Annotated in this window: 22 protein-coding genes; 14 read left to right on the top strand and 8 right to left on the bottom strand. The window is 64.6% G+C overall.

Annotated elements, in window-relative coordinates; all coding sequences use genetic code 11:
• Positions 1 to 253 precede the first annotated feature (253 nt).
• Entirely contained in the window at positions 254 to 1,228 is a 975-nt protein-coding gene (locus IWX77_RS09195; RefSeq protein ID WP_327012155.1) for an NADP-dependent oxidoreductase, read from the bottom strand.
• Between the two features lie 250 nt (positions 1,229 to 1,478).
• Positions 1,479 to 2,138, bottom strand: a complete 660-nt coding sequence (locus IWX77_RS09190) for a YqaJ viral recombinase family protein (protein ID WP_196844208.1) — start codon at positions 2,136 to 2,138, stop codon at positions 1,479 to 1,481.
• Positions 2,139 to 2,308: 170 nt separating this feature from the next.
• On the opposite strand from IWX77_RS09190, the gene IWX77_RS09185 reads away from it, so the two are divergent.
• From IWX77_RS09185 to IWX77_RS09175, 3 genes are all read left to right on the top strand, one after another.
• Positions 2,309 to 2,518 (top strand): hypothetical protein, encoded by a 210-nt coding sequence (locus IWX77_RS09185; RefSeq protein ID WP_196844207.1) that lies wholly within the window; start codon positions 2,309 to 2,311, stop codon positions 2,516 to 2,518.
• A 72-nt stretch (positions 2,519 to 2,590) separates the two neighbouring features.
• On the top strand, positions 2,591 to 3,337 hold the full coding sequence (locus tag IWX77_RS09180) for a response regulator transcription factor (RefSeq protein ID WP_196844206.1): 747 nt from the start codon (positions 2,591 to 2,593) through the stop codon (positions 3,335 to 3,337).
• Entirely contained in the window at positions 3,337 to 4,869 is a 1,533-nt protein-coding gene (locus tag IWX77_RS09175; protein ID WP_297412673.1) for a sensor histidine kinase, read from the top strand. The genes IWX77_RS09180 and IWX77_RS09175 overlap by 1 nt, the downstream gene beginning before the upstream one ends.
• A 9-nt stretch (positions 4,870 to 4,878) precedes the next feature.
• Here the strand turns inward: IWX77_RS09175 and IWX77_RS09170 are convergent, their stop codons facing one another.
• Together IWX77_RS09170 and IWX77_RS09165 are read right to left on the bottom strand one after the other, a co-directional pair.
• A complete protein-coding gene (locus tag IWX77_RS09170) occupies positions 4,879 to 5,340 on the bottom strand; it encodes a MarR family winged helix-turn-helix transcriptional regulator (RefSeq protein WP_196844205.1) in 462 nt (153 codons plus the stop codon).
• Complete coding sequence (locus IWX77_RS09165; RefSeq protein WP_327012154.1) at positions 5,333 to 7,096, bottom strand: MDR family MFS transporter; 1,764 nt, start codon at positions 7,094 to 7,096, stop codon at positions 5,333 to 5,335. Before IWX77_RS09165 ends, IWX77_RS09170 begins: the two co-directional genes overlap by 8 nt.
• 337 nt (positions 7,097 to 7,433) lie before the next feature.
• On the opposite strand from IWX77_RS09165, the gene rplJ reads away from it, so the two are divergent.
• The gene (rplJ, locus tag IWX77_RS09160; RefSeq protein ID WP_196844204.1) at positions 7,434 to 7,949 is read left to right on the top strand and encodes a 50S ribosomal protein L10; all 516 of its coding nucleotides are present in this window, start codon (positions 7,434 to 7,436) and stop codon (positions 7,947 to 7,949) included.
• Between the two features lie 56 nt (positions 7,950 to 8,005).
• On the top strand, positions 8,006 to 8,389 hold the full coding sequence (gene rplL, locus IWX77_RS09155) for a 50S ribosomal protein L7/L12 (RefSeq protein ID WP_104083139.1): 384 nt from the start codon (positions 8,006 to 8,008) through the stop codon (positions 8,387 to 8,389).
• A gap of 115 nt (positions 8,390 to 8,504) precedes the next feature.
• Here the strand turns inward: rplL and IWX77_RS09150 are convergent, their stop codons facing one another.
• The gene (locus IWX77_RS09150) at positions 8,505 to 9,569 is read right to left on the bottom strand and encodes a LacI family DNA-binding transcriptional regulator (protein ID WP_196844203.1); all 1,065 of its coding nucleotides are present in this window, start codon (positions 9,567 to 9,569) and stop codon (positions 8,505 to 8,507) included.
• 321 nt (positions 9,570 to 9,890) lie between these two features.
• Between IWX77_RS09150 and IWX77_RS09145 the strand changes: the two genes are divergently transcribed.
• The 4 genes from IWX77_RS09145 (at position 9,891) to IWX77_RS09130 (ending at position 15,487) form a co-directional block, all read left to right on the top strand.
• Positions 9,891 to 11,210: an ABC transporter substrate-binding protein gene (locus IWX77_RS09145; RefSeq protein WP_196844202.1), complete on the top strand. Its 1,320-nt coding sequence runs from the start codon at positions 9,891 to 9,893 to the stop codon at positions 11,208 to 11,210.
• Positions 11,211 to 11,353: 143 nt separating this feature from the next.
• Positions 11,354 to 12,487: a carbohydrate ABC transporter permease gene (locus IWX77_RS09140; protein WP_196844201.1), complete on the top strand. Its 1,134-nt coding sequence runs from the start codon at positions 11,354 to 11,356 to the stop codon at positions 12,485 to 12,487.
• On the top strand, positions 12,484 to 13,458 hold the full coding sequence (locus IWX77_RS09135) for a carbohydrate ABC transporter permease (RefSeq protein WP_196844200.1): 975 nt from the start codon (positions 12,484 to 12,486) through the stop codon (positions 13,456 to 13,458). The genes IWX77_RS09140 and IWX77_RS09135 overlap by 4 nt, the downstream gene beginning before the upstream one ends.
• Positions 13,459 to 13,549: 91 nt before the next feature.
• A complete protein-coding gene (locus IWX77_RS09130) occupies positions 13,550 to 15,487 on the top strand; it encodes an ABC transporter ATP-binding protein (RefSeq protein ID WP_442784454.1) in 1,938 nt (645 codons plus the stop codon).
• Positions 15,488 to 15,605: 118 nt separating this feature from the next.
• On the opposite strand, the gene IWX77_RS09125 is transcribed toward IWX77_RS09130, so the two are convergent.
• Entirely contained in the window at positions 15,606 to 16,343 is a 738-nt protein-coding gene (locus IWX77_RS09125; RefSeq protein WP_196844199.1) for a DUF305 domain-containing protein, read from the bottom strand.
• A 21-nt stretch (positions 16,344 to 16,364) separates the two neighbouring features.
• A complete protein-coding gene (locus tag IWX77_RS09120; protein ID WP_196844198.1) occupies positions 16,365 to 17,045 on the bottom strand; it encodes a DUF3105 domain-containing protein in 681 nt (226 codons plus the stop codon).
• Positions 17,046 to 17,320: 275 nt separating this feature from the next.
• Between IWX77_RS09120 and IWX77_RS09115 the strand changes: the two genes are divergently transcribed.
• Together IWX77_RS09115 and IWX77_RS09110 are read left to right on the top strand one after the other, a co-directional pair.
• Positions 17,321 to 18,685: a cystathionine beta-synthase gene (locus tag IWX77_RS09115; protein ID WP_196844197.1), complete on the top strand. Its 1,365-nt coding sequence runs from the start codon at positions 17,321 to 17,323 to the stop codon at positions 18,683 to 18,685.
• Positions 18,686 to 18,741: 56 nt separating this feature from the next.
• Positions 18,742 to 19,893 (top strand): cystathionine gamma-synthase, encoded by a 1,152-nt coding sequence (locus IWX77_RS09110; RefSeq protein WP_196844196.1) that lies wholly within the window; start codon positions 18,742 to 18,744, stop codon positions 19,891 to 19,893.
• Between the two features lie 98 nt (positions 19,894 to 19,991).
• Here IWX77_RS09110 and IWX77_RS09105 read toward each other — a convergent pair whose 3' ends face one another.
• Positions 19,992 to 20,810 (bottom strand): shikimate 5-dehydrogenase, encoded by an 819-nt coding sequence (locus IWX77_RS09105; RefSeq protein WP_196844195.1) that lies wholly within the window; start codon positions 20,808 to 20,810, stop codon positions 19,992 to 19,994.
• Positions 20,811 to 20,968: 158 nt separating this feature from the next.
• Between IWX77_RS09105 and IWX77_RS09100 the strand changes: the two genes are divergently transcribed.
• The 3 genes from IWX77_RS09100 to mmsB all read left to right on the top strand — a co-directional run bounded on the left by IWX77_RS09100 (position 20,969) and on the right by mmsB (position 24,984).
• Positions 20,969 to 22,015 (top strand): LacI family DNA-binding transcriptional regulator, encoded by a 1,047-nt coding sequence (locus IWX77_RS09100; RefSeq protein ID WP_196844194.1) that lies wholly within the window; start codon positions 20,969 to 20,971, stop codon positions 22,013 to 22,015.
• An 84-nt stretch (positions 22,016 to 22,099) separates the two neighbouring features.
• Positions 22,100 to 23,650: a multiple monosaccharide ABC transporter ATP-binding protein gene (gene mmsA, locus IWX77_RS09095; RefSeq protein WP_196844193.1), complete on the top strand. Its 1,551-nt coding sequence runs from the start codon at positions 22,100 to 22,102 to the stop codon at positions 23,648 to 23,650.
• The gene (mmsB, locus tag IWX77_RS09090) at positions 23,647 to 24,984 is read left to right on the top strand and encodes a multiple monosaccharide ABC transporter permease (RefSeq protein WP_196844192.1); all 1,338 of its coding nucleotides are present in this window, start codon (positions 23,647 to 23,649) and stop codon (positions 24,982 to 24,984) included. The genes mmsA and mmsB overlap by 4 nt, the downstream gene beginning before the upstream one ends.
• The last annotated feature ends 22 nt before the right edge of the window (positions 24,985 to 25,006 follow it).

The raw sequence follows: 25,006 nt of genomic DNA, 5'->3' as shown, positions 1-25,006 counted from the left end.
AACAACACCAGGCCCGACGCCGATCTGGTTCTGCCCGCACAGATTCAGGGCAAGCCCGAGTCCTTGGTGACCTACCTCGGCTATCTCAACAACTTCGTGAACGGAGCGAACAAGGCTTGGATCATTCCGATCGCGCCGACTGCGTTGTTCGCTTACGCCACTTGCCTGTTCGTGAGCGGGCTCGCTGTTGCGGTTCGGACGCGCAGGTTAGGCCGGGCACCGTGGCACCGGGCCGGTCGCTGGGTCCACGGGGCTAGCCAGCGACGCCCAGCACGATCTTGCCTCGGGTGTGGCCTTCTTCGAGCAGACGATGGGCGGCGGCGCCCTCGTCGAGTTCGAAGATCTGGTCGACGTGCACGCGGACCGCGCCCGAATTGACAAGTGTCGTGATCTGGTCGAGGGCACGCGCATCAGGCGCAACCTTGAAACCGGTCGCCCGGATGCCCACGGCCGCGGCTTCCTCCTGCAGGGTCGGCCAGCTTCCGGTCGGCACGTTGACGAGCAGCCCGCCCGGGCACAGCACTCGGAGCGACCGGCTGCCGGTGTTGTCGTGCACGTTCCCGATCAGGTCCATCACGGAGTCGAGGCCCGTCAGGACGTCTTCGAAGCGCTGCGTGGTGTAGTCGATGACCTCGTCGGCGCCCAGTTCGCGCAGAAAATCAAGGTTTGCCGGCGATCCCGTTGCGGTGACGTGCGCCCCGCGTGCGTGGGCGAACTGTACCGCGAGATGACCGACGCCGCCGCTGCCGGCGTGGATGAGCATCCGGTGGCCCGGTGTGACCTGGGCCAGGTCGACCATTCCCCACGCGGTGAGTGCGGCAACCGGCAGGGCGGCCGCTTCGTAGTGGCTGAGCTTGTTCGGTTTGCGCGCGACGCTCAGGCTCGACACTGTCACGTACTGCGCGTAGCTGCCGCCGGTGCGGGGAACGCGGGCCATGCCGTAGACATCGTCGCCCGGCTGCAGGGGGAAGGCCTCGTAGGGTGCGCGCACGACCACACCGCTGAAATCATTGCCCAGAATGGCCGGGTAGCTCTCGATGGCGGCCGAGACGCCCCTGCCCGCGCGCGTCTTGGCGTCGATCGGGTTGATGCCTGCAGCCACGACCCGCACAATAAGTTCGTCGAACAGCTGCAGGGGCAACGGAACCTGCTCAATGTGCAGCTCATCGGGTGCCCCGGTGCGGTTGATGACGAGGGCGCGCATGGTGCTCGGCAGTTCGAGAGTCATGACCCCATTCTGTCGCGTCCCTGATCCCAGCCAGACGCTGATTCGTGGCGTCGCGCGGTGTTTCTCGGTGTTTCCTGATGGCGAATTCAGCAAATTTGGCTGCAGCCTCGTGACGGCGGGGCGGATTTGAGCGACCGGTGCCCCTCTGCGCCCGGGAATCTCCGGAATTAGCCACGAGACTATCGCCGAAGCCGAAGCCGAAGCCGAAGCCGAAGCCGAAGCCGAAGCCGAAGGAGCGGGTAGCGGATACCTAACGCTGGTTTTTGCGATTGAGCAGGTCGATCAGATCGTTTGCGAAACCGATCAGGATGGCGATCTGATCTTCGTCGCGCTCGATCCACCGAAACTGGGGAACCGGGTCGACCGGCACGAAATCGAGGTGCTGCTCCCAGACCAACAGGGTCCGGTCGGCGCCGAGCACGTACTGCTGCCACCAGACCTGTCGCAGGTAGTTGCGTGGGATGCTGCGCCACGCCTTGCTTGTGGTCTTGATCTCGGCCAGATGCAGCTCGCCATTGGCGGCGACGCCCACACCGTCGGGTGTCGCTAAGTGCCGGTCGTGCGTTGCCGAACGGTACAGGTTGGTGCTCGGCTCGATGCCATAGTTTTGAAGAACCCAGGCCGCGATGACCGGTTCTCGCGCGCGTCCGTGGTCGGTGAAACTGTTGCCGGTGAAGCTCGTGCCGTGCATCTTGTCGTGCGCGGCGTTGGCGACCGATTTGGCGGTCGCGAGCTTGGCGACATCCGTTGCAGTGATGCCCTGTTTGCGGGCCCGATGCCACGCCACCTGATCGGTCGAATCGGCGACGACGCGCAGCGTATGCGGTGCCTGTGCCGGCGGGAGAACGGATGCCGCGGGGTACGCCGAGTGCTGGTCCAAGTCGAAGAGGGACAGCGTGGAATTCGGCATCTCTCTATTGTGTGCCCGCACGACCGGTCGGCGGGCCACCGCCACGCGTGCTGCAGGCGTGCGCGGCCCAATGACGCTGGGAATCGTTATCGCGAAGAGACCTGGGTTCGCCAGCCTGAGAGAACGGCCATCCATGGGGAAAGTCATGTCGCGTCTCGCACACTCCGCTCGTGCAGCTCGTCGCCGACGTCGACTGCCAGGCACCCAACCTCCACTACGGGAACGCCGCTCAGCTCGGCGCTCCGCTTCGAACGGATGTGACCACCACGCACCCCGACACCCCGATCACGGTCGAACTCGACGGCTGCCAGCCAGTGTTCCTGCCCGGCAGTCACGCGCTCGTGCCGGCGCCGGCGCTCCTGGCCGCGCTGGTCGCCTGACGCTGGCCGGCCACAGCAGCCCGAGGGCATTCTCATAGCGCGTTCATAGACAACTACCGGATACTCACCAGAATGAGCACACGTGCGAGCACCCAAACCGGCCACGGCCCGCGACTGACCAAAGCCGATGGCAGCGCAATCCGGGTGTTGGTCGTCGACGACGAACCCACCCTCACCGATCTGCTCTCCATGGCCCTGCGCTACGAAGGCTGGGAGGTGCGCACCGCCGGCGAGGGCCGTCAGGCGCTCACCATCGCCCGCGAATTCCGGCCCGACGCCATCGTGCTCGATATTATGTTGCCCGACATCAACGGCCTCCAGGTGCTGCAGCGGGTGCGCGCCGACGGCTACGAGACTCCCGTGCTCTTTCTCACCGCCAAGGACTCGCTCGAAGACCGCATCGCGGGGCTCACCGCCGGCGGCGACGACTACGTCACCAAACCGTTCAGCCTCGAAGAGGTCGTCGCCCGGCTGCGCGGCCTCATTCGCCGCTCCACCCTCGCCGTGGCCGACTCGACCGACCCGCGCATCACCGTCGGCGATCTCACCCTCGACGAAGACAGCTACGAGGTCTTTCGCGACGGCGCAGCCATCGAACTGACCGCGACCGAGTTCGAACTGCTGCGCTTTCTCATGCGCAACCCGCGCCGGGTGCTCAGCAAGGCCCAGATTCTCGACCGGGTCTGGAGCTACGACTTCGGCGGCAAGTCGAGTGTCGTCGAGATCTACATCTCGTACCTGCGCAAGAAGATCGATGCCGGCCGGGAGCCGATGATCCACACGGTGCGCGGCGCCGGGTACATGCTGAAAACTGCCTGATGGCAGGACGTTCACCGCATCGGATGCGGCGCCGCCGCGGCCGTCCGCGCTCGCCGTGGACCCTGCAGCGGCGTCTCGTGCTCACCGTCGTCGGGCTGCTCGCCCTCGTGAGCGTCACGATCGGCGTGGTGAGCGTGGTCATTTTGAGCGCCTCCCTGGTTGACCGCCTCGACGAGCAACTCGCCTCGGCCGTCGACCGATCCGGTGCCGTGCTGGGCGGCGGCGGCGGCGACAACGATGGCGACCGCCCCGGCGACAGCCCCGGCAGTACCTACTTTGGTGCTGCGACGGCCGACAGCATCCTCAGCGGCCCCGCCCAGCCGCCGGGGCTGCTCGCCCTCGTCTATGACGGGTCAAGCATCACGACCGGCTACACCGACGACCAGAGCGGGGCGATCGAAGAACTCTCGGCCCAGCAGATGCAGCAGCTCGCCGATCACGTCAACCAGTCGGCTGCGGTCACGGTGGACCTTGGCGGTGAGCTCGGCGAGTACCGGGTGCAGGCCGAAACCTCCCGCACCGGTACCCTCTACCTGGTCGGGCTGCCACTGTCGGGCGTCGCGGCCACAGCCGCCCAGCTCGCCCTGATCATCACCTTCGTCTCGCTCGCCGGGCTTATCGTGGTCGCCATCATCGCGGCCTGGGTGGTGCGGCTCGCCCTGCGCCCGCTGCAACGCGTGACCGCGACCGCCACCCGCGTCGCGCAACTGCCACTCGACCGCGGCGAGGTCTCGCTCGACGATCGGGTTCCGGCCGACGATACCGATCCGCGCACCGAGGTGGGCCGGGTCGGCGCCGCGCTGAACCGCATGCTCGACCACGTCGACCTCGCCCTGGAGTCCCGGCAAGCCAGCGAGCGCAAGGTGCGCCAGTTCGTCGCCGACGCGAGCCACGAATTGCGCACCCCGCTCGCCTCCATTCGTGGCTATTCCGAACTCACCCGGCGCAGCGGCCAAGGGCTGCCGCCCGACGCGATGCACGCCCTCGGCCGCATCGAATCCGAGTCGGTGCGCATGACCGGCCTGGTTGAAGACCTGCTGCTGCTCGCCCGCCTCGACGAGGGCCGCGAACTCGAAATGGAACCCGTCGACCTCACCATGTTGCTCGTCGACGCCGTCAGCGACGCTCATGCGGCCGGACGTGATCATGTCTGGAACCTCGAACTGCCCGACGAACCGATCGAGGCAATCGGCGACGAACCGCGCCTTCGCCAGGTCCTTACGAACCTGCTCGCCAACGCGCGGGTGCACACGGATGCCGGCAGCACCGTGGTCGTTCACCTTTCCGCCGTCGGCGACCGGGCCGTCGTGACGGTCACCGACAACGGTCCGGGCATTCCCGCAGACCTCCGGAGCACCCTGTTCGAACGGTTCGCGCGGGGCGACAGCTCGCGTTTTCGCGGAACCGGCAGCACGGGCCTCGGCCTCGCGATCGTGGCCGCGGTCGTCGCCGCGCACCACGGCGAGGTCACGGTCGACAGTGAACCCGGTCGCACGCACTTTCGCGTGGCGCTGCCGCTCGCCGCGCCGTAGACGCACTGGCTAGTCGGGCTCGTTGAGTCGTTCCAGCAGGGTGGCGAACTGGTCGAGTTCGGCGGCCGTCCACCGGCCGAGCCGCCGGTGTACGAGGGCCGTGCGATTGCGGCGAACCTCGGCGAGCTTCTCTTGGGCGAGCGGCGTCAGGGCGAGAAACCGAGCGCGCCCGTCGCTCGGATCGACCCGGGTCTCCACGAGTCCGAGCGCGCAGAGCAGCTTGGCCTGGCGGCTGATCATGCTGCGATCCACCGCGAGGACATCGGCGACAACGCTCGCATGCGATTCGCCTCGTCGCGCCAGCACGCGGAGCAGCGCGAGTCCGAACGGCTCGAGCGTGGGGTCGATCCCGGCCGCGGTCGATCGGGTGCTGGCCCGAATTTTAGCCGCGAGCATGGCCATCTGGGCCTCGACGCGGGTGAGCTCGGGGCTGTCTTCATCCACCAGGGGCGGCGGGGCGGTCTCACTCATTGCGCTCGGTCCGGGTCGATGGGGCTTGTTGGCTGGAGGGTCGGACTCTGCGAATTGACTGCGTTTTCTGGGCCAGTCCCACCGGCTGCGGGCCAGCGGATGCCGCGCTCACGTCGATCAGAATATCCTCCACGTCTTCGACCTCCCGTTGAAATGCCGACTCCGACGATGATTCCGACTCGACGGCCGCAAAGCGGGCCCGATCGATGCCGGTCTCCGTGCCGAGCGGATGATTCGGCAGGAGCGACACTGTGAGCAGGGTCACGAGGGCCAGCGGTGCGCTGATCAGAAAGATCGTGCCGACTCCGGAACCGTAGGCCGTTTCCACGATGATGCGCAGCACGTCGGGCAGAAGAGTGACCTGCGGAATGACGCCGTCGCCGAGCAGCCGGCCGGCATCCGCTTGATGGGTCGGGCTGAGGTGGCCGACGCTGTTCGTGATCTGCGTCGCGACGACACTTCCGAGTATCGACCCCATCACCGAGACGCCGATCGCACCACCCAGGCTGCGGAAGAAGGTCACCGAGCTCGTGGCCACGCCGAGGTGCCTCACCTCAATGGTGTTCTGCACGACCAGAACGAGGTTCTGCATGACCATGCCCACGCCGGCGCCGAGAATGAACATGTACACGCCAACGAAGACGAGGCTCGTGTGTACATCGAGGGTGCCGAGCAGGGTCGTGCCGACGAGCATGAGCACCGAACCGGACACCATGATCGACTTCCAGGTTCCGCGCCGACTGATCACGGTGCCGAACAGAGTTGACGAGATCAGCAAGCCGCCCATCATCGGGATCGTGAGCAGGCCTGACTGGGTGGGCGTGGCGCCACGGGCGAGTTGCATGTACTGGCTGAGAAAGACCGAGGTGCCGAACAACGAGACGCCGACCGCGAGGCTCGCGACGGTCGCGAGGCTGAAGGTGCGGTTGCGAAACAGGCTGAGTGGAATGATCGGCTCCGGGGCACGAAACTCGACGATGACCGCCGCGATGAGCACAACGACGGCGCCGATCACCATGGCGAACGAGGTCAGCGACAGCCACTCGAACTGCGAACCGGCCAGGGTCACCCAGATCAGCAGCAGCGAGACGCCACTCGTGATGAGCGCGGCGCCGAGGTAATCAATGCTCACGACCCGCTTCACCCGGAGCGGCAGGTGCAGAGTGCGCTGCAGCAGCACGATCGCGACGATCGCCACGGGGAGGGCGATGAAGAAATTCCAGCGCCAGCCGAAGGTGTCCGTCACGACGCCGCCGAGCAGCGGGCCGCCGATGGTGCCGAGGGCCATGACCGCGCCAAACAGGCCGGCGTACCGGCCGCGCTCCCGGGGGCTGATGATGTCGGCCATGATGATCTGGCTCAGGGCCACGAGACCGCCGGCGCCGAGGCCCTGCAGCACCCGGAACGCGATGAGCGTGCCCGCATCCTGCGACAAGCCGGCGAGTGCACTGCCGATTACGAACACGGCGAGGGCCAGCTGAATGAGCAGCTTGCGATTGAACAGGTCGGCGAACTTGCCCCAGATCGGCGTGCTGACCGTCGTGGCCAGCAGCGTCGCCGTGACAACCCAGGTGTAGGCGGACTGCGAGCCCTTGAGATCACTGAGAATGAGCGGTAGCGACGTGCTCACGACGGTGTTGGCCAGAATCGACACGAACATGCCCAGCAGCAGGCCCGACAGGGCTTCGAGTACGTGCCGATGCGTCATCGAGCCCGCGGTGACCGGTTCTCGAACTGTGCGGCTGGCGCGGCTCATGCGACTCCTCAGTGATTGACAGCTATCAACGATAATCGAGTAGTTGATGAATGTCAACCACCTTGAGCTGCCGATGAGCTGATGCCGCCGCCCTGCGATTTGCACGCGTCTGAAACCTGCCGTACAGTTACTCTCAGCCACAGACCGCCGGTTGCTGCGCCATGTCGAAAGACACACGTGCAGACGAAGGTTCATTCACGTGAACGGCCCGCGCAGGTGTTCGAAGTTCAGTTACAGTCTTTTTGGATTGTTCCCCAAGCTCCGGCGCCCTGCGCTGGAGCTTTTTTCATGTCTGCGCCCCGGGCTACCCGGCACATGATTATTAATGAGGAGCACCATGGCGAACAAGGAAGCAACGGTCGCCGAGCTTGCGGAGAAATTCGAAAGCTCGACCGCCGTTCTGCTCACCGAGTACCGCGGTCTCACTGTTGCGCAGCTCAAGAGCCTGCGCAAGTCCATCAGTGAGGACGCCACGTACGCCGTGGTAAAGAACACGCTCACCAAGATTGCGGCCAACAAGGCCGGCATCACCTCGTTCGACGAGGAACTTGTCGGTCCGTCCGCTATCGCCTTCGTGCACGGAGACCCCGTCGCCGTCGCGAAGACCCTGCGTGCCTTTACCAAGGCAAACCCTCTCCTGGTGGTAAAGGGCGGTTACTTTGACGGTAACCCGCTCACCGCAGCGGAGGTTGGCAAACTTGCCGACCTCGAGTCCCGCGAGGTGCTGCTGGCCAAGCTGGCCGGCGCCTTCAAGGCATCGCTGTTCGGAGCCGCTTATCTCTTCCAGGCACCGCTGTCGAAGGCTGTTCGCACCATCGACGCGCTGCGTGAGAAGCAGGAGTCCGCGAACTAGGCACCTGCCTGGTCCCCGCGGTTTACGAATTTTTAAGAAACTAGAAGGAGTACATCATGGCAAAGCTTTCCACTGAAGACCTGCTCGAGCAGTTCAAGGGCCTGACCCTCATCGAGCTCTCCGAGTTCGTCAAGGCGTTCGAGGAGACCTTCGAGGTCACCGCTGCCGCTCCCGTGGCCGCTGCCGGAGCCGCTGGCCCCGCCGCCGCTGTTGAAGAGGTTGAAGAGCAGACCGCGTTCGACGTCATCCTTGACGCCGTTGGCGACAAGAAGATCCAGGTCATCAAGGTCGTGCGCGAGCTCACCAGCCTGGGCCTCGGCGAGGCCAAGGCCGTTGTCGATGGCGCGCCGAAGGCCGTCCTCGAGGGCGTTGCCAAGGACGCTGCCGACAAGGCCAAGGCTTCCCTCGAAGAGGCCGGCGCCACCGTTACCCTCAAGTAGTCTGAGCCCCGCGAGGGGCTCTGATTGAGGCGTAGCCGGTCGGCTCCTGAGCCGACCGTGTGCGCAAGGGGCGTCGTTTCCGCAGGGAATCGGCGCCCCTTTTCTTGTTGACTGGTTAAGACGAGCGACCCCGCGGGGCGCTCGTGGACGACCGAATGATCAGGGTGGTCGGCAGGACCAGCGAACCCGCTCGGCTCTCCGGGCCACCCACCTCGGAACGCGTGCTCGCGCGGAAACTCGTTTCGCCACGGGCTGCAAGTTCGGCGAGGAGGGTGCGCACGGCGCGTTCTCCCTGCGCCCGCGGGTGCTGCGCCAGGGTGGTGAGACGAAACATCTCGGCGTGCGGATGACCGTCGATGCCAATCACGCTGAGCTCTGTGGGAACACTGATCCCCAATTCTCTCGCGGCCAGAATCAGCCCGAAGGCAATCTCATCGCTCGCGGCGAAGATGGCCGTGGGTCGACGCCGCGGGTCTCCGAGCACGGCCAGGCCGCGGGCATAACCGCCGGGCATCGTGAATTCGCAGGCGTAGAAGCGTCCACTCACCGGGACGCCGACGGCCAGCATCGCATTGTGAAACCCCCGCAGGCGATTGCTGTGCACCTGAAAATCCATTTCGTCCGCCTGGCTGCCGCCCACGTGCACGATGTCGTGGTGCCCCAGGCTGAGCAGGTGCTCGGTCGCCAGCCGGGCCGCGGCTACGTCATCGATCTCGATCGTCGGAACGCCCCGGATCGGCCCGCCGATGCCGACCAGCGGGCGGCCGAGCCGGTGCAGGTGGTCGACTTCCTGTTCGCTCAGGGCGACGCCGACAGAGATGATGCCGTCGAATCGCTTGCGCGCCAAAAAGAAGTCGAAGACCCGGTCGCGTTCGGGGGACTCCGGCGGCAAGTTGTAGAGGGTCATGTCGTAACCCTGCGCGAGCAGTGCCCGTTCCAGGCTTTCGAGCACCTCGCCGAAGAACCACCGGCTGATGAAGGGGATGATCACGCCAACACTTTGGGTGCGTCCGGTCACCAGACTCGCCGCATTGGGTGAAGCGACGTAGCCAATTTCGCGTGCAGCCGCGACGACCTTTTCGCGAGTCTCGGCCGAGACGTAGCCCCGGCCGCTGAGCGCCCGACTGGCGGTGGCCTTTGCCACGCCGGCAAGACGCGCGACATCGCCGATAGCACTCATACGGCCTCCGTCCTTGGGGTCTATGCGTTCACATTAGCGTGCTCTCGCCCCGTATGGAATCGGTTCCAGTGATGCCCTTGATTTTCCGTCCAGTTCTTCACTAAAATTTGGTATCCGGCGGCAACGCTGTCGATATCTTTGCCATTTCGTTATGTTTGCGCACTTGCTATCCCCAAAAGGGTGACGTAATTTATGGTCTGGAACCGGTTCCCGAATTCCAGCCGAACGCAGGCAGTGTCCAGCGCTCAACCGTCCTGATCAATCCGGCACGACTCAATCCGGCACGACTCGATCCGGCAACACTCAATGAGGAGATACAAGATGCGGACTTCCCTGCACCGTCGAATTACAGCACCCATCGCGATGGCGGCGATTGCTGGTCTGGCCCTGGCCGGTTGCTCCGGCGGCCCCGGGTCAACCACGAATGACGCCGGAGCGGAGGGCGACGGCGTCGTCACCGTCTACAGCACCATCGCAGACTTCGAAGCGGAACAGCTCGAAAAGTCCTGGGCTGACTGGGAGAAAGAAAACAACATCGACATTCAGTACGAATCGTCGAAGGAGTTCGAGTCTCAGATCTCCATTCGTGCTCAGGGTGGCAATCCCCCCGACATCGGCATCTTTCCCCAGCCTGGCCTGTTGGCCGACCTGGCCAGCCGCAAGTTTATCAAGCCGGCCCCGGCGGCCGTTGAAGCGAACGTTGACGAATACTGGTCGGAGGACTGGAAGGCGTACGGAACCGTGGACGACGTCTTCTACGGCGCTCCGTTCAAAGCCAACCTCAAGGGCTTCATCTGGTTCTCGCCCGCCAAGTTCAAGGAATGGGGCGTCGAGGTACCCACGACCTGGGACGAACTCCTCACCGTGACCAAGACCATTCAGGAGAAGACCGGTGCGGCGCCGTGGTGTGCCGGATTCGGTTCCGGGGATGCCACCGGGTGGCCGGGAACGGACTGGGTCGAAGACCTCGTGCTGCGTCAGGCCGGCCCGGACGTCTACGACCAGTGGGTGGCCAATGAGGTTCCGTTCACCGATCCTGCCATCGCCGAAGCCTTTGACTCGGTCGGTGAGATCCTGCTCAACCCGGACTACGTGAACGCCGGCTTCGGTGACGTCAAATCGATCAACAGCGTCCCGTTCGGTGACGTGGCTGCGCCCATCGTCGCCGGTACCTGCGCTCTGACCCACCAGGCATCCTTCTTCGACGGGTTCCTCGGCGACGCCGGCGGCAAGGTCGGCCCGGACTCGGACATCTGGGCGTTCATGACGCCGTCGATCGAAGCCGGTGGCCAGGCCGTTGTCGGTGGTGGCGAGATCGTGGGTGCCTTCGCCGATGACGCGGACACCCAGGCCGTGCAGGAATACCTCTCCACCCCGGAGTGGGCCAACAGTCTCGTGTCGATCGGTGGCGGTATCAGCGCCAACTCGGGTGTCGACCCCGACCTCGTCGACAGCCCGATCCTCGCGGAATCGATCAGGATTTTGCAGGATCCCGACACCACGTTCCGCTTTGACGCCTCCGACCTGATGCCGGGTGCGGTAGGTTCCGGAACGTTCTTCAAGGGCATCGTCAGCTGGATCAACGGAACTCCCACCTCCGAGGTGCTGACCAGCATCGAAGCAGGCTGGCCGTCAAGCTAGATCAGCACCACAGGCATGACCGGTGTGCCGCCCGCCTCTAGACACGGGCGGCACACCTCGCACTCGAGGTGAGCGTTATCGACACGTTTTTTATGGTTCGCGCGCGACCTTCGGGTCACACTGTCGTACTCGAAAGGATTCAGATGTCCGCGTTCTTCTCCTGGTTGGCGCAACTGCCCGCGCTGGCACAAGTTCCCATCATCATCCTGGCTTTCGTTGTGGTTGTCGGCGCAATCTTGTTCTTCGTTGAGATTGCTCCCCGCTCCGGCCGGATCTACACGATCATCCGCCTCTCCGTCTGTGTGTTGGCGCCCCTCCTGATCCTCGTCGCCGGCAACTCCTATACGTGGGCTATCATCGGCGCCGGTGTACTGGGCCTCGGCTTCTTCTACCTCGACTACCGGTCGCGAAAGGGTGCTGGGTACTTATTCCAGCTTGTCGGTTTCCTTGCCCCCGCCGTGATCCTGCTGGCTATCGGCCTCGTCATTCCGACGATCCAGACCACAGTGCAGGCCTTCATGAGCGCTCGAGGCGACCGGTTCGTCGGCTTCGACAACTTTGTCTGGATTTTCACCCAGCCCAACAATGTGCGCATCGTGCTGAACACGATCGTCTGGGTACTCATCGTTCCCACCATCTCGACCATCGCCGGCCTCGCCTACGCGGTCTTTATCGACAAGAGCCGCGGTGAGAAATACTTCAAGATTCTGGTCTTCATGCCGATGGCCATCTCGCTGGTGGGAGCATCCATCATCTGGCGTTTCGTCTACACGGCGCGTCCGGCCGACCAGGAGCAGATTGGCCTGCTGAACCAGCTCGTGGTCATGTTCGGCGGACAGCCGGTCGACTTTCTGTCGGTGTCTCCCTTCAACACCCTGTTCCTGATCGTGATTCTGATCTGGGTGCAGACCGGGTTCGCCATGGTGGTGCTGTCTGCCGCGATCAAGGGCGTACCGACTGAGCAGATGGAGGCTGCCGAACTCGACGGCACCAACGCCTGGCAGCAGTTCGTGAACGTGACCGTTCCCGGTATCCGCAGCGCCCTCGTCGTCGTTCTGACGACAATTTCTATTGTCTCGCTCAAGGTCTTCGACATTGTGCGCACCACGACGGCCGGGTCGAACGAGACCAGCGTCGTGGCCAACGAGATGTACACCCAGTTCAAGAATTTCGAGCAGGGCCGCTCCGCCGCCTTCGCACTGGTGCTGTTCCTGCTCGTGCTCCCGATCGTTGTCTATAACGCCCGCCAGATTAAGAAGCAGAGGGAAATCCGATGAGCGCGGTCATGCCGGTAGAACTTCCGCTGGACACCCAGACCAAGCGGCAGGTTCGCCGTGGTGAACGACGCATGGAGTCCACGGTCGCCCGCAGGACCAAGAAACGCCTGACCAGCCGCGGGGCGACCATTGGGGCGCTCATCATCGCGGTGGTGTGGTCGATTCCCACCCTGGGCCTGCTGGTGTCGTCGTTCCGGCCCGCCCAGGAGGTGCGCACCACCGGCTGGTGGACCATCTTCACCAACACCGGGTTCACCTTCGATAACTACACCGAGGCGCTCGCCGCCGGCAATAGTCAGCTCGACCTGGCCGGGGCGTTCATCAACTCGGTCGCGATCACCCTGCCGGCCACGCTCATCCCATTGATGATCGCCAGCCTCGCGGCCTACGCGTTTGCCTGGATTGACTTCCGTGGCAAGAACGTGATGTTCATCGGAGTATTCGCCCTGCAGATCGTGCCGATTCAGATGGCACTCGTGCCGCTGTTGCAATTCTTCTCCGGCGGCACCGTTTTTGGTTACCCGGTCGTCGCGGCACTCAACCCGGGCAGCGGCTATTCGCAAGTCTGGATCGCGCACACCATGTTTGCTCTTCCCCTTGCCATCTACCTGCTGCACAACTTCGTTTCGGAGATACCGAGCGAGGTCATCGAAGCCGCTCGGGTCGATGGCGCCGGTCACGGGCAGATCTTCTTTCGCATCGTGTTGCCGCTGACGATGCCGGCCATCGCGTCGATCGCCATCTTCCAGTTTCTCTGGGTCTGGAACGACCTACTGGTGGCGCTGATCTTCGCCGACGGCGCGGTCGCCCCGATGACCAAACTGCTCGCCGAACTATCCGGTGCCCGCGGGCAGGACTGGCATCTGCTCACGGCCGGTGCGTTCCTGTCGATCCTGGTGCCGCTGATCGTGTTCTTTTCCCTGCAACGCTTCTTCGTGCGCGGCCTACTCGCCGGTTCGACGAAGGGCTAAGGGCCCGTTCGGCAAGAAAATGGGTGCCCGTGGTCGGCGCGGCCACGGGCATCCGTTCTGGTTGGTCTGTAGTGACGTTTAGAGTGAATGCATGAGTGGAATGCACGGTGCCCCGGGCCACGGTCCGCGGCAACAGGCGGGCGTGGAGCGCCCGCGCAAGCGAGTCAGCGGAGCGGATGCTGCGGCGCAGCGAGCAGAGAACGCGCTCGCCCCGCGCATCCCGCACCTACTCAATCGCGTCGGCGACCTGTTCGCCCCGCACCGCACGACCCTCGTCATCACCGTCGTGCTCGTTCTGATCAGCGCTGCCCTCTCGGTCGTGCCGCCACTGCTCACCCAACGTGCCTTCGACGACGGACTGTTTCCACCCGGCGGCATCCCCAACCTTTCGGTGCTCGGGGTTCTTGTGGCGCTCATGCTCGGCGTCTTCCTGGTCAACGCTCTGCTCGGTGTCTGGCAGACCTGGCTCACCGCGAGCGTCGGCAATAAGGTCATGGGGGCGCTGCGCGTGCGCCTGTTCACTCACCTGCAGGCGATGGAGCTGAGCTTCTTCACCAAGACCAAGACCGGCGTGATTCAGTCGCGGCTGCAAAACGACGTCGGCGGCGTCGCGACGGTGCTGACCAACACGATATCCAGCATCCTGGGCAACACCGTCACGGTGATCGCCGCCTTCGTGGCCATGCTGCTGCTGAACTGGCAACTGACCATCGTGGCCGTCGTGCTGATGCCGGTTCTGGTGTCGGCCCAGCGCCGCGTCGGTCAGGTGCGAGCGCGCATCGCCGGCAAGACACAGGAATCACTGTCGGACATGACCGCGATCACGCAGGAAACCCTGAGCGTGTCGGGCATTCTGCTGTCGAAGAGTTTCACCCGGCAGCAGAACGAGATCGACCGCTATGCCGAGGAGAACCGCAACCAGGTGCGGCTGCAGGTGAGCCAGCAGATGAGCGGTCAGTGGTTCTTCGCCACGGTGAGCGTGTTCCTGTCGGCGATTCCCGCCATTGTGTATCTCGTTGCCGGGGCGCTCATGTTCAACGGCACCACGGATGTCACGCCCGGCACGATCGTGGCCTTCACGACCGTGCAGGCGCGACTGATCTTTCCGTTGCTCGGTCTCATGCGGGTCGCCCTTGACCTGCAGACCTCGAGCGCACTGTTCGCCCGCATCTTCGAATACCTCGACCTGAAGCCGGCGATCAGCGACAAACCCGACGCTACCCTGGTGCCGGCGGCCAGCGCCGCGCGCGGCCGGATCGAGTTCGATCACGTGCGTTTCAACTACCCGGATGCCGACGCCGACGCCCGTCCGACCCTCGACGATGTGTCGTTGACGATCGAGCCGGGCCAGTTCGCCGCCTTCGTCGGCCCCTCGGGCGCCGGAAAAACCACCGTGTCGTACCTGATTCCGCGCTTCTACGAGGCCTCGGCCGGGCGGCTGCTGTTCTCCGGTCTCGACGTGCGCGACCTGCAGCAGGAATCGCTCGTGTCGCACATCGGCATCGTGAGCCAGGAAACCTACCTGTTCCACGCAACGATCGCCGAGAACCTGCGCTACGCCAAACCGGAGGCGACGGATGCCGAGCTGGTTACGGCGGCGCGCGCCGCGAACATTCACGACACGATCGACTCGTTCCCCGACAAGTACGACACGATGGTCGGGGAACGCGGCTACCGGCTCTCCGGCGGCGAGAAACAGCGCATCGCCATCGCGCGGGTGCTCTTGAAGGATCCGCCGGTGCTGATACTCGATGAGGCCACGAGTGCGCTTGACTCGATTTCGGAGAGCGTGGTGCAGGGCGCCCTCGACACCGCCAGCCACGGTCGTACCACCATCGCGATCGCCCACCGCCTGTCCACGATTGTCGACGCCGACGTGATCTTCGTCGTCGATGCCGGCCGCATCGTCGAGCGCGGCACCCACGCCGAACTGCTCGCGCGGGGTGCGGTCTACGCGAGCCTCTACGCCCGCCAAATCACCGCCACCTCCCCCGCCGCAGACTCTCCCGCGCGCCTGCCCACCTCTTAGCTCCGTTGTCCGGGCGAGCCGAACTGTCCGGGCCCGGGCCCAAACAGTGGGCCCACGATAGAAGTTGGGCACGCGTTTGGAAGGTGGGCCCGGCGCAGAGAGCCCGGACCGGGGCGGGTTACGAACGGTCGGCGAGCATCCCGGTCATCAGGTCGATCTCAGACTTCTGGCTCAACACGACGGCGGTAGCGAAGATCCGCACGGTCTCATTGGTGCTGCGGTCGAGCACCACCTCGGCCATCTCGATCGCACCCTGGTGGTGCGCGATCATGATGGCGAGAAACTGCCGCTCCGCTTCCGCACCGGATGCCGCAGTGAGGGCCGCAATCTGCGGGGCGGTCGCCAGGCCGGGCATCGGATCCCCGGCGACATGGGCGGACGCGGGTTCCCCGTCGGTTCCGGTGGCGTGGGAGGCATCGTGCGACTCTCCTGCCAGAGTCGGGCGGGTCATCCAGGTCATGGAGGGTTCAGGGGAGAACTGCGGAAGGCCCCACACAGCGAGCCACCCCGACATCTGCCCGCTCTGGTTGGCCTGCGTCGTCGCAATGTCGTAGGCAAGCAGCCGCACCGGCGCGTCCTGGGTACGGTCGCGCACGATCATGGCGAGTTCGACGCCCTGATTGTGATGCTCCTGCATGTCCCGGGAGAAACCCGCCTCGACACTCGTCGTGTTGGGCGCGGCTTCGGCGATCGTGCTCAGCCGTCCGGCCGAGAAAGCCACGGCACCGACGGCGAGCGCGGTGACCACAACAGTGGCAGCGACGGCACGAAGAACCGAGCGGCGCTGGCGCGGTGGGCGAGCATCCGCTGATCGAGAATGCGCTGTGGTCGCAGGCTGTGCGGTGTCAGACGTCACGGTATCGGGCGGTCGTGCGCGTTAGGAGACTTTGCCGGGCGCGTCGAGCGCACCCGAGCAGGGGGAATTGTTTTCGGGTACGTTGGTGCTCTTCCAGAATTCGGTGAAGAACTCGGTGATGCGGGGGTCGTCAGCGCTATTGACCTTCAACTGTGAGTTCCAGCCGCTCAGCACGATCGGTGCGGGAATGCCCTCAAAGGGCGAGAGGATGACGTAGGTCGAGGGCAGCTTCGCCTTGAGCGTTTTCAGCTGGGCGTCGGAGATCGACGGGTCGTAGGTGACCCAAATGGCGCCGTGCTCGAGCGAGTGCACGGCGTTCTCGTTCGGAACAGCCTGATCATAGACGCCGCAGTTGAGCCAGGCCGGGTTGTGCTCGCCGCCGGCGGGCGGTGTCTGCTCATACGTGACGGCCGTCTCGACGTGGCCGGTCGTGTTGGTGAATGTCTCCACCCCGTCGATCTTTGACGCATCGCCAGCGCCGCCGCCCGCATAGTTGGCGGCCTTCGGGGCGAGCACGAACGCTGCCACGACGAGGGCGACGATAGCGACGACGGCCACTGCGCCGCCGATGATGCCGATCAGGCGGTTACGCTTGCCGCGCTTTTGCTGGCGGTGGTATTCCTCCAGCTTCTTCGCGCGCTTGGCAGCACGTTCGTCCTTGATCGACGCTTTGTTCACGGGGGAACCGGGCTGGGGGGTCACGAGGGCCTCTCTGTGGGAGCTACTTCTATTCGAAGGTATCAGTCGTCCCTGTTGCTTCCCCTGATGCCGGTCTCACAGTTATTTCTCAGGCTGGTCGCCAGCTCTCGCCGCCCGATAGACTGAGCTCGTGCCCGTTCATTCGTCGTGTTGCTGCTGTCGCTAGTCGACCCTCCACGTTCGTGACCGGCCGCCGACGGGCCGGTCTGCAACCCGCCCAGTGTGCAACCCGAGGCCGCTCCTGCCCATGATGCGCGGCTCGACAGAAGGAATTTCCCATGAAAATCGCAGACACCATTCTTGACCTCATCGGTGACACCCCACTGGTCAAACTCCACAAGGTCTCCGCAGGGCTGACCGCGACGGTGCTCGTGAAGCTCGAATATCTCAACCCGGGCGGCTCGGCGAAGGACCGCATCGCGGTGCGTATCATCGACGCCGCCGAGCGTGACGGGCTCCTAAAGCCCGGTGGCACGATCGTTGAGCCCACGTCGGGCAACACCGGCGTTGGCCTGGCACTGGTGGCCCAGCAGCGTGGCTACAAGTGCGTGTTCGTGCTGCCCGACAAGGTCGGCGAGGACAAACGCAACGTACTGACCGCGTACGGCGCCGAGATCGTCGTGACGCCGACATCCGTTGCGCCGGAGGATCCCGAGTCCTACTACAGCGTCTCGGACCGGCTGGCCCGCGATATCCCGGGCGCCTACAAGCCCAATCAGTACTTCAACCCGAATGGCCCACTCAGCCACTACGAGACGACCGGCCCCGAAATCTGGCGCGACACCGACGGAACGATCACCCACTTCGTCGCCGGCGTCGGGACCGGCGGCACCATCAGCGGCACGGGCCGCTACCTGCGCGAGGTCTCGAACGACGCCGTGCGCATCATCGGCGCCGACCCGGAAGGTTCGGTGTACTCCGGCGGCACCGGCCGCCCCTACCTGGTCGAGGGTGTCGGCGAGGACTTCTGGCCGGGTGCCTACGACCCCACGGTCGTGCACGAGGTCATTGCCGTCTCCGACGCCGACTCCTTTGCCATGACCCGCCGGCTCGCCCTGGAAGAGGGAATCCTTGTCGGGGGCTCCAGCGGAATGGCCGTCGTGGCGGCTCTGCGCGCGGCCGAAAAGCTCGGACCCGACGATACGATCGTCGTGCTCCTGCCCGACGGCGGCCGCGGCTACCTCGGCAAAATCTTCAACGATGGGTGGATGCGCAGCTTCGGGTTCAGCAATGCCCCGGCCGGGCACACGGTGGCCAATTTGCTCGAATCGAAGACCGGGCGCCTGCCGGCACTGGTCTATGTGCACCCGGGCGACACCGTGCACGCAGCGATCGAAACCATGACGAGCCAGGGCGTCTCGCAGCTGCTCGTGCTGAGCGCCAAGCCGCCCGTCGTCATGGGCGAGGTGCTCGGCGCGATCGATGAGCGTGCCCTGATGGGCCTGGTCTTCTCCGGTGACGCCAAACTCACCGACCGGGTCGGCTCGATCGTCGGCGAGGCGCTGCCGCTGATCGGCGTCAACGAACCGGTCGCCGCCGCGCGCGCTGCCTTCGCGGAGCACGACGCTCTGCTGGTGACCGACGGTGGCAAGCCGCTCGGCGTCGTCACCCGGCACGACCTGCTCAGCTACCTGAGCATCTAACCTTCCGTTTTATTCACGCGCTCTTTCACGAGCACATCACCAGCAGGGAGCACGCAATGGTCAACACCCAGAAGTTCGACACGATCGCCATCCACGCCGGTCAGGAATTCGACGCGACCACCGGCGCCGTCATCCCGCCGATCTACCAGACCTCCACCTACGTGCAGGACGGCATCGGCAACCTACGCGGCGGCTACGAGTACAGCCGTGGCGGCAACCCCACCCGCACCGTGCTCGAGAGCCTGCTCGCCGCGCTCGAGGGCGGCACGCACGGGCTGTCCTTCGCGAGCGGACTCGCCGCTGAAGACACCATTCTGCGCGCCATTCTCAAGCCCGGCGATCACGTCGTGCTCGGCAACGACGTCTACGGCGGAACCCACCGGCTCATCAACAAGGTGCACGCCGCCTGGGGCGTGCACAACACCACGGTGGAGATGAGCGACCTCTCGGCGGTCGAAGCGGCCATCCGCCCGGAAACCAAGATTCTCTGGGTCGAGACCCCGAGCAACCCGCTCATGAAGATCAGCGACATTGCGGCGCTCGCCGAGATCGCGCACCGCCACGGTATCGTCGCGATCGTCGATAACACCTTTGCGTCACCCGCGCTGCAGCATCCGCTTGCACTTGGCGCCGACGTCGTCGTGCACTCGACCACGAAGTATCTCGGCGGCCACTCCGACGTGCTCGGCGGCGCGCTCATCATCAACGACGACGAACTCTACGAGAAGGCTCAGTTTCTGCAGTTCGCGGCCGGCCCGGTGTCGGCTCCGCTCGACTCCTGGCTCACCGTGCGCGGCATCAAAACGCTCTCGGTGCGCATGGATCGCCACTGCACCAACGCCCAGGCCATCGCCGAGTACCTTGACGGCCACCCCGCGATCGAGCAGGTCTACTACCCGGGACTGCCCGGCCACCCCGGCCACGAGCTGGCGAAAAAGCAAATGTCCGGCTTCGGCGGCATGATTTCCGTCGCTTTCGCCGGTGGCGCCGCCGCCGCGCGCCTGTTCGCGGAGTCGATGCACCTGTTTCAGCTGGCTGAATCGCTCGGCGGCGTGGAGTCGCTCGTGAACTACCCCTCTGAGATGACGCACGCCTCGGTGCGCGGCACCGAACTGGAGGTGGCCGACAACATCGTGCGGCTGTCGGTCGGGATCGAAGATGTCGCCGACCTCATTGCCGATCTGGAGAGCGCGCTGCCCCGCGCCTGAACTCGGGCCTCATCTTCGGCCGGGGCCCTCCTGAGGAACGCGGGCGCAGGTGAGATCGTGGGCCCGCGTTCCGGGCCCGGAACGCGGGGAGTGCCGGGTCAGGGGGTGCGGGAGAAGGCGGAGGCGCGGCGCACCTGATCGGGTGTGGGGCGAATGCCGGTGTAGAGGAAGAACTGCTCTTCGGCCTGTAACGCCACGACCTCGGCGCCGGTGATGACCGCCGTGCCAAGCTTTCGTGCCGCCACAATGAGTGGCGTTTCGGCGGGGGAGGCCACGACGTCAAAGACGACGCTCGCCGCGATGATCGCAGTGGCCGGGAACGACGTGTGATCGGCGTCAGCGCCGCCCGCCATTCCCACCGGAGTCACGTTGACGATCAGGTCGGCGGTGAGGGCGCCGACCTCCGGCGCCCAGTCGTAGCCGTAGAGCGTGGCCACGGCCCGGCCGGTCACCTCATTGCGCGCCACGATCGTTCCCCGAATAAACCCGGCATGGTGCAGCGCCGCCGCGACGGCCTTCGCCATGCCGCCGCTGCCGCGCACGATCACCGACAGGGCGCTGGGCACATCGTGCTCGGCCAGCAGGCGCTGCACGGCGGAATAGTCGGTGTTGTACGCGGTCAGGTGGCCGCCGTCGTTCACGATCGTGTTGACCGAGTTGATGGCCGACGCCGAAGCATCCATTTCATCGATGAGCGCGATGACGTCTTCCTTGTAGGGCATCGACACGGCACAGCCGCGAATTCCTAGCCCGCGCACGCCCGCGATGGCGTCGGCCAGGTTGACCGGAGCGAAAGCCTTGTAGATGAAGTTCAGGCCCAACTCCTCGTAGAGATAGTTGTGAAACCGTGTACCCAGATTGCTGGGCCGGGCCGACAACGAAATGCACAGGGTCATGTCTTTGTTGAGAATGGGCATGCGTACAGTGTGGTCTGTTTTGCCTGTCCCGTCGTGCGCCTCTGGCGGCGCTCGCCGAGCCGGGGGGCGCAGGAAACTCGTTTCCCGGGAAATCCGGCCGGAGTGCATAATGGAGCTGCGCTCACAATTGTGACCGTGCACATGCGAGCAAGGTTGTCATGTCGGCAGATCTTCCTAAAGATCGCGCACCCAGCATCCGTGATGTTGCGCGCCTCGCCGGAGTGTCCCACCAGACGGTGTCACGAGTGCTCAACGACCACCCGAGCATTCGGGCGACCACCAAGGCGCGCATACTCCAGGCGATGGAGGAACTGCAATACCGGCCGAACCAAGCGGCCAGAGCGCTGTCGAAGGGGCGGTCGCGCACGATCGGCGTTCTCACCGCGTCGAGCGCGCAGTACGGCCCAGCGCGCAGCGTCGCGGCCATCGAAGATGCCGCCCGGAGGCAGGGGTACTTCGTCGACACCGCAAACCTGAGCGTGGCCGACCCGGCCGCGATCGAGGACGCACTGGAGCACCTCCTCGACCAGGCGGTTGAGGGTCTCGTGATCATCGCGCCCCAGGAGCGGGTCTTCGACGTGCTCGAGCGTCTCGACATCGCTGTTCCGTATGTCAGCCTGCAGTCCACGAGAAAGCACGATCTGCGGGCGCTCGCGGCCGACCAGATTCTGGGCGCGAAGATGGCGACCCGCCACCTCATCGATCTCGGTCACCGCGAGATCGTGCACCTGGCCGGGCCGCAGGACTGGAACGAAGCTGAAGCACGGATGCGCGGATTTCTGCTCGAGATCGACGATGCCGATCTCATGACCCACCCGCCGATCCTGGGAGACTGGACCGCTGACTTCGGCTATTTCGCGGGTCAGGAGCTATTGCGATCGCGGGACTTCTCTGCGGTGTTCGCGGCCAATGACGAGATGGCCCTGGGACTGCTGCATGCGCTGCACGACGCTGGGCTCAGCGTTCCGGGCGACGTGAGCGTGGTCGGATTCGACGATGTGCCGGTGGCCAGCCACAGCTGGCCGCCCCTGACGACGGTGCACCAGGACTTCGAGGCGATCGGTCAGCGTGCCTTTGCTGCGCTGCTCGCCGCGATGGGCATGCCCGTTGAGGTGGCCGTCGGTCCGGTCGCGCCGCGCCTGGTCGTACGAGGGTCCACCGGCCCCGTGCCGGTGTCTCGGCTGCCGTTACTTAAGCGTTATTAACGGGCCTTGACACGGCTGGTCGCACAGGCGAACATTGAGTTCGATGTGAACGGTCACAATAGTGGCTGACGGAGGAGTGAACCGATGACGCTTGAGCACGTGATCTTGGAGATGCGTTCCATCACCAAGGAGTTTCCCGGCGTAAAAGCGCTGTCCAACGTGTCGCTCACCGTCATGGCCGGAGAGATCCATGCGATCTGCGGTGAGAACGGTGCCGGCAAGTCCACGCTCATGAAGGTGCTCTCCGGCGTCTACCCGTACGGCTCCTACTCGGGCGACATCATCTTTCAGGGCACCGAGATGCGGTTCAAGGACATCCGCTCGAGCGAAGCCGCCGGAATCGCCATCATCCACCAGGAACTCGCCCTCATTCCCGAACTCTCCATCACCGAGAACATCTTTCTCGGCAATGAACCCACCCGGTGGGGCGCCATCGACTGGGTCGGAGCCAAACGCACCGCCTACGAACTGCTCGCGCGGGTCGGCCTCCGCGACGACCCTGACACCCTGATCAAGAACATCGGCGTCGGCAAGCAACAACTGGTCGAAATCGCCAAGGCGCTGAACAAATCGGTGAAGGTGCTGATACTCGACGAGCCGACCGCCGCCCTCAACGAAGCCGATTCCCAGCATCTGCTCGATCTCATTCGGGGGCTCAAGGGTAAGGGCATCAGCTCCATCATGATCTCGCACAAGCTCAACGAGATCGAGCAGATCGCCGACTCGATCACCATCATTCGTGACGGCCGGGCGATTGAGACCCTCGATATCGCTGCGGACGGGGTCAACGAAGACCGCATCATTCGCGGCATGGTCGGACGCAGCCTGGAGAGCCGGTTTCCCGACCGCACACCGAAGATCGGCGAGGTGTTCTTCGAGGTGCGCGATTGGACCGTGCAACACCCGCAGGTGTCCGAGCGGATGGTCGTGAAGGGGTCGAACCTGACCGTACGTACCGGTGAGATCGTCGGCATCGCGGGGCTGATGGGCGCCGGACGCACCGAGCTCGCCATGAGCATCTTCGGTCGCTCCTATGGCAACTTCATCTCCGGCCGCATCTTCAAGGACGGCAGGGAGATCGAGCTGCGCAACGTCGGCGAGGCGATCGAACATGGTCTCGCCTACGTGAGCGAGGACCGCAAGGCACTCGGGCTCAACCTGCTCGACGACATCAAACGCTCCATCGTCTCGGCCAAACTCTCGAAGATCTCGGCCGGCCCGGTGGTGAACGATGCCAAGGAGTACTCGATCGCGGAGGAGTATCGCAAGAACCTGCGCATCAAGACCCCCAACGTTGACATGGGTGTGAGCAAGCTGTCCGGCGGCAACCAGCAAAAGGTGGTGCTGGCCAAGTGGATGTTCACTGACCCCGACATCCTGATTCTGGACGAACCCACCCGCGGCATCGATGTCGGGGCAAAATACGAGATTTACGGAATCATCCAGGCGCTCGCCGCCCAAGGCAAGGGCGTGATCCTGATCTCGTCCGAGCTGCCGGAACTGCTTGGTCTGGCCGACCGCATTTACACAATCTTCGAGGGCGCCATCACCGACTGCATTGACGGTGTGGATGCCGACCCGGAATCCCTGATGAAAAGCATGACCTCTGCCAAGAAGAAGGTGCGCAGCATATGAGCAGCAACACGGCCCCGATCGACACGAAAAAGGTCGAAGGACGAAGGTCGATCTTCGGCAGCGGCAAGAACAACCTGCGCCAGTTCGGAATCCTGTTCAGCCTGATCGCCATCATCGTTCTGTTCGAGATTCTGACCGATGGCCTCACCCTCTCCCCGGGCAACCTGATCAACCTGGTCAGCCAGTACTCCTACATCCTCATTCTCGCTATCGGCATGGTCATGGTGATCATCGCCGGACACATCGATCTGTCGGTCGGCTCCGTCGCGGCGTTCTCCGGCATCGTCGTGGCGACCTCGATGACTGAGTGGAATTTTCCCTGGCCACTGGCCGTACTGTTCGGCCTGCTGGTCGGTGCCGTGATCGGAGCCTGGCAGGGGTTCTGGGTGGCCTACATTGGGGTGCCCGCCTTTATCGTGACCCTGGCCGGCATGCTGATCTTTCGCGGTGGCAACCAGTTCTTCGGCAACGCCAACACGGTGCCAGTGCCGGAAGGCTTCACCGTGATCGGTGCCGGCTATCTGCCGGAGGTGGGACCAGTAACCGGGTACAACAACCTCACCCTGCTTCTTGGCTTTGCGATCGCTATCGCTATCGCTGTTCGGGAGTGGCGAGCGCGGCGGGTGCAGAAGACGATGCACTCCGAGATGACCCCGCTCTGGGCCAGCGTGCTCAAGATCGGCGTCCTCGATGCCGTCGTCATCTACGCAACCTTCCTGTTCGCCGGGGGCCGCGTCGGTACGAGCTTCCCGGTTTCGGGCATCATCCTCGGCGTACTCGTGCTGTTCTACAGCTTCGTCACTCGTAACACCATCCTCGGACGCCACGTTTACGCTGTCGGCGGCAACAAGCTCGCCGCCGAGCTCTCGGGCGTCAACTCGCGGCGGGTGAACTTTCTCGTCATGATGAACATGTCGATCCTGGCCTCGCTGGCCGGCATGATCTTTGTGGCTCGCGCCGGGGCATCCGGCCCACAAGACGGCCTCAGCTGGGAGCTTGACGCGATCGCCGCGGTCTTCATCGGTGGCGCCGCGGTGTCGGGCGGCATCGGCACGGTGATCGGCTCCATTGTCGGTGGTTTGGTCATGGCCGTGCTGAACAATGGCCTGCAGCTGCTCGGCGTGGGGAGCGACCTGGTGCAGATCATCAAGGGGCTCGTACTCCTGGTCGCCGTCGGTGTCGACGTCTGGAACAAGAGCCAGGGCCGGCCGTCAATTATCGGCTTGCTCACCCGCAACCGCAAGGTTTCGGACCCGCCCACGCCGCCGCCCGCAGTGCTCCCCGATTCCGGTACGCCGGCCTCGGCGCGGCCCGCAGACCGCCCCACCAACTGAACGAAAGCGTTCCTCGAACGCC

Origin of the sequence: Cryobacterium sp. CAN_C2, assembly GCF_015751745.1 — a bacterium.
In the GTDB taxonomy this organism is placed as follows: Bacteria; Actinomycetota; Actinomycetes; order Actinomycetales; family Microbacteriaceae; genus Cryobacterium.
This window is presented reverse-complemented; position numbering and strand designations above follow the sequence as displayed.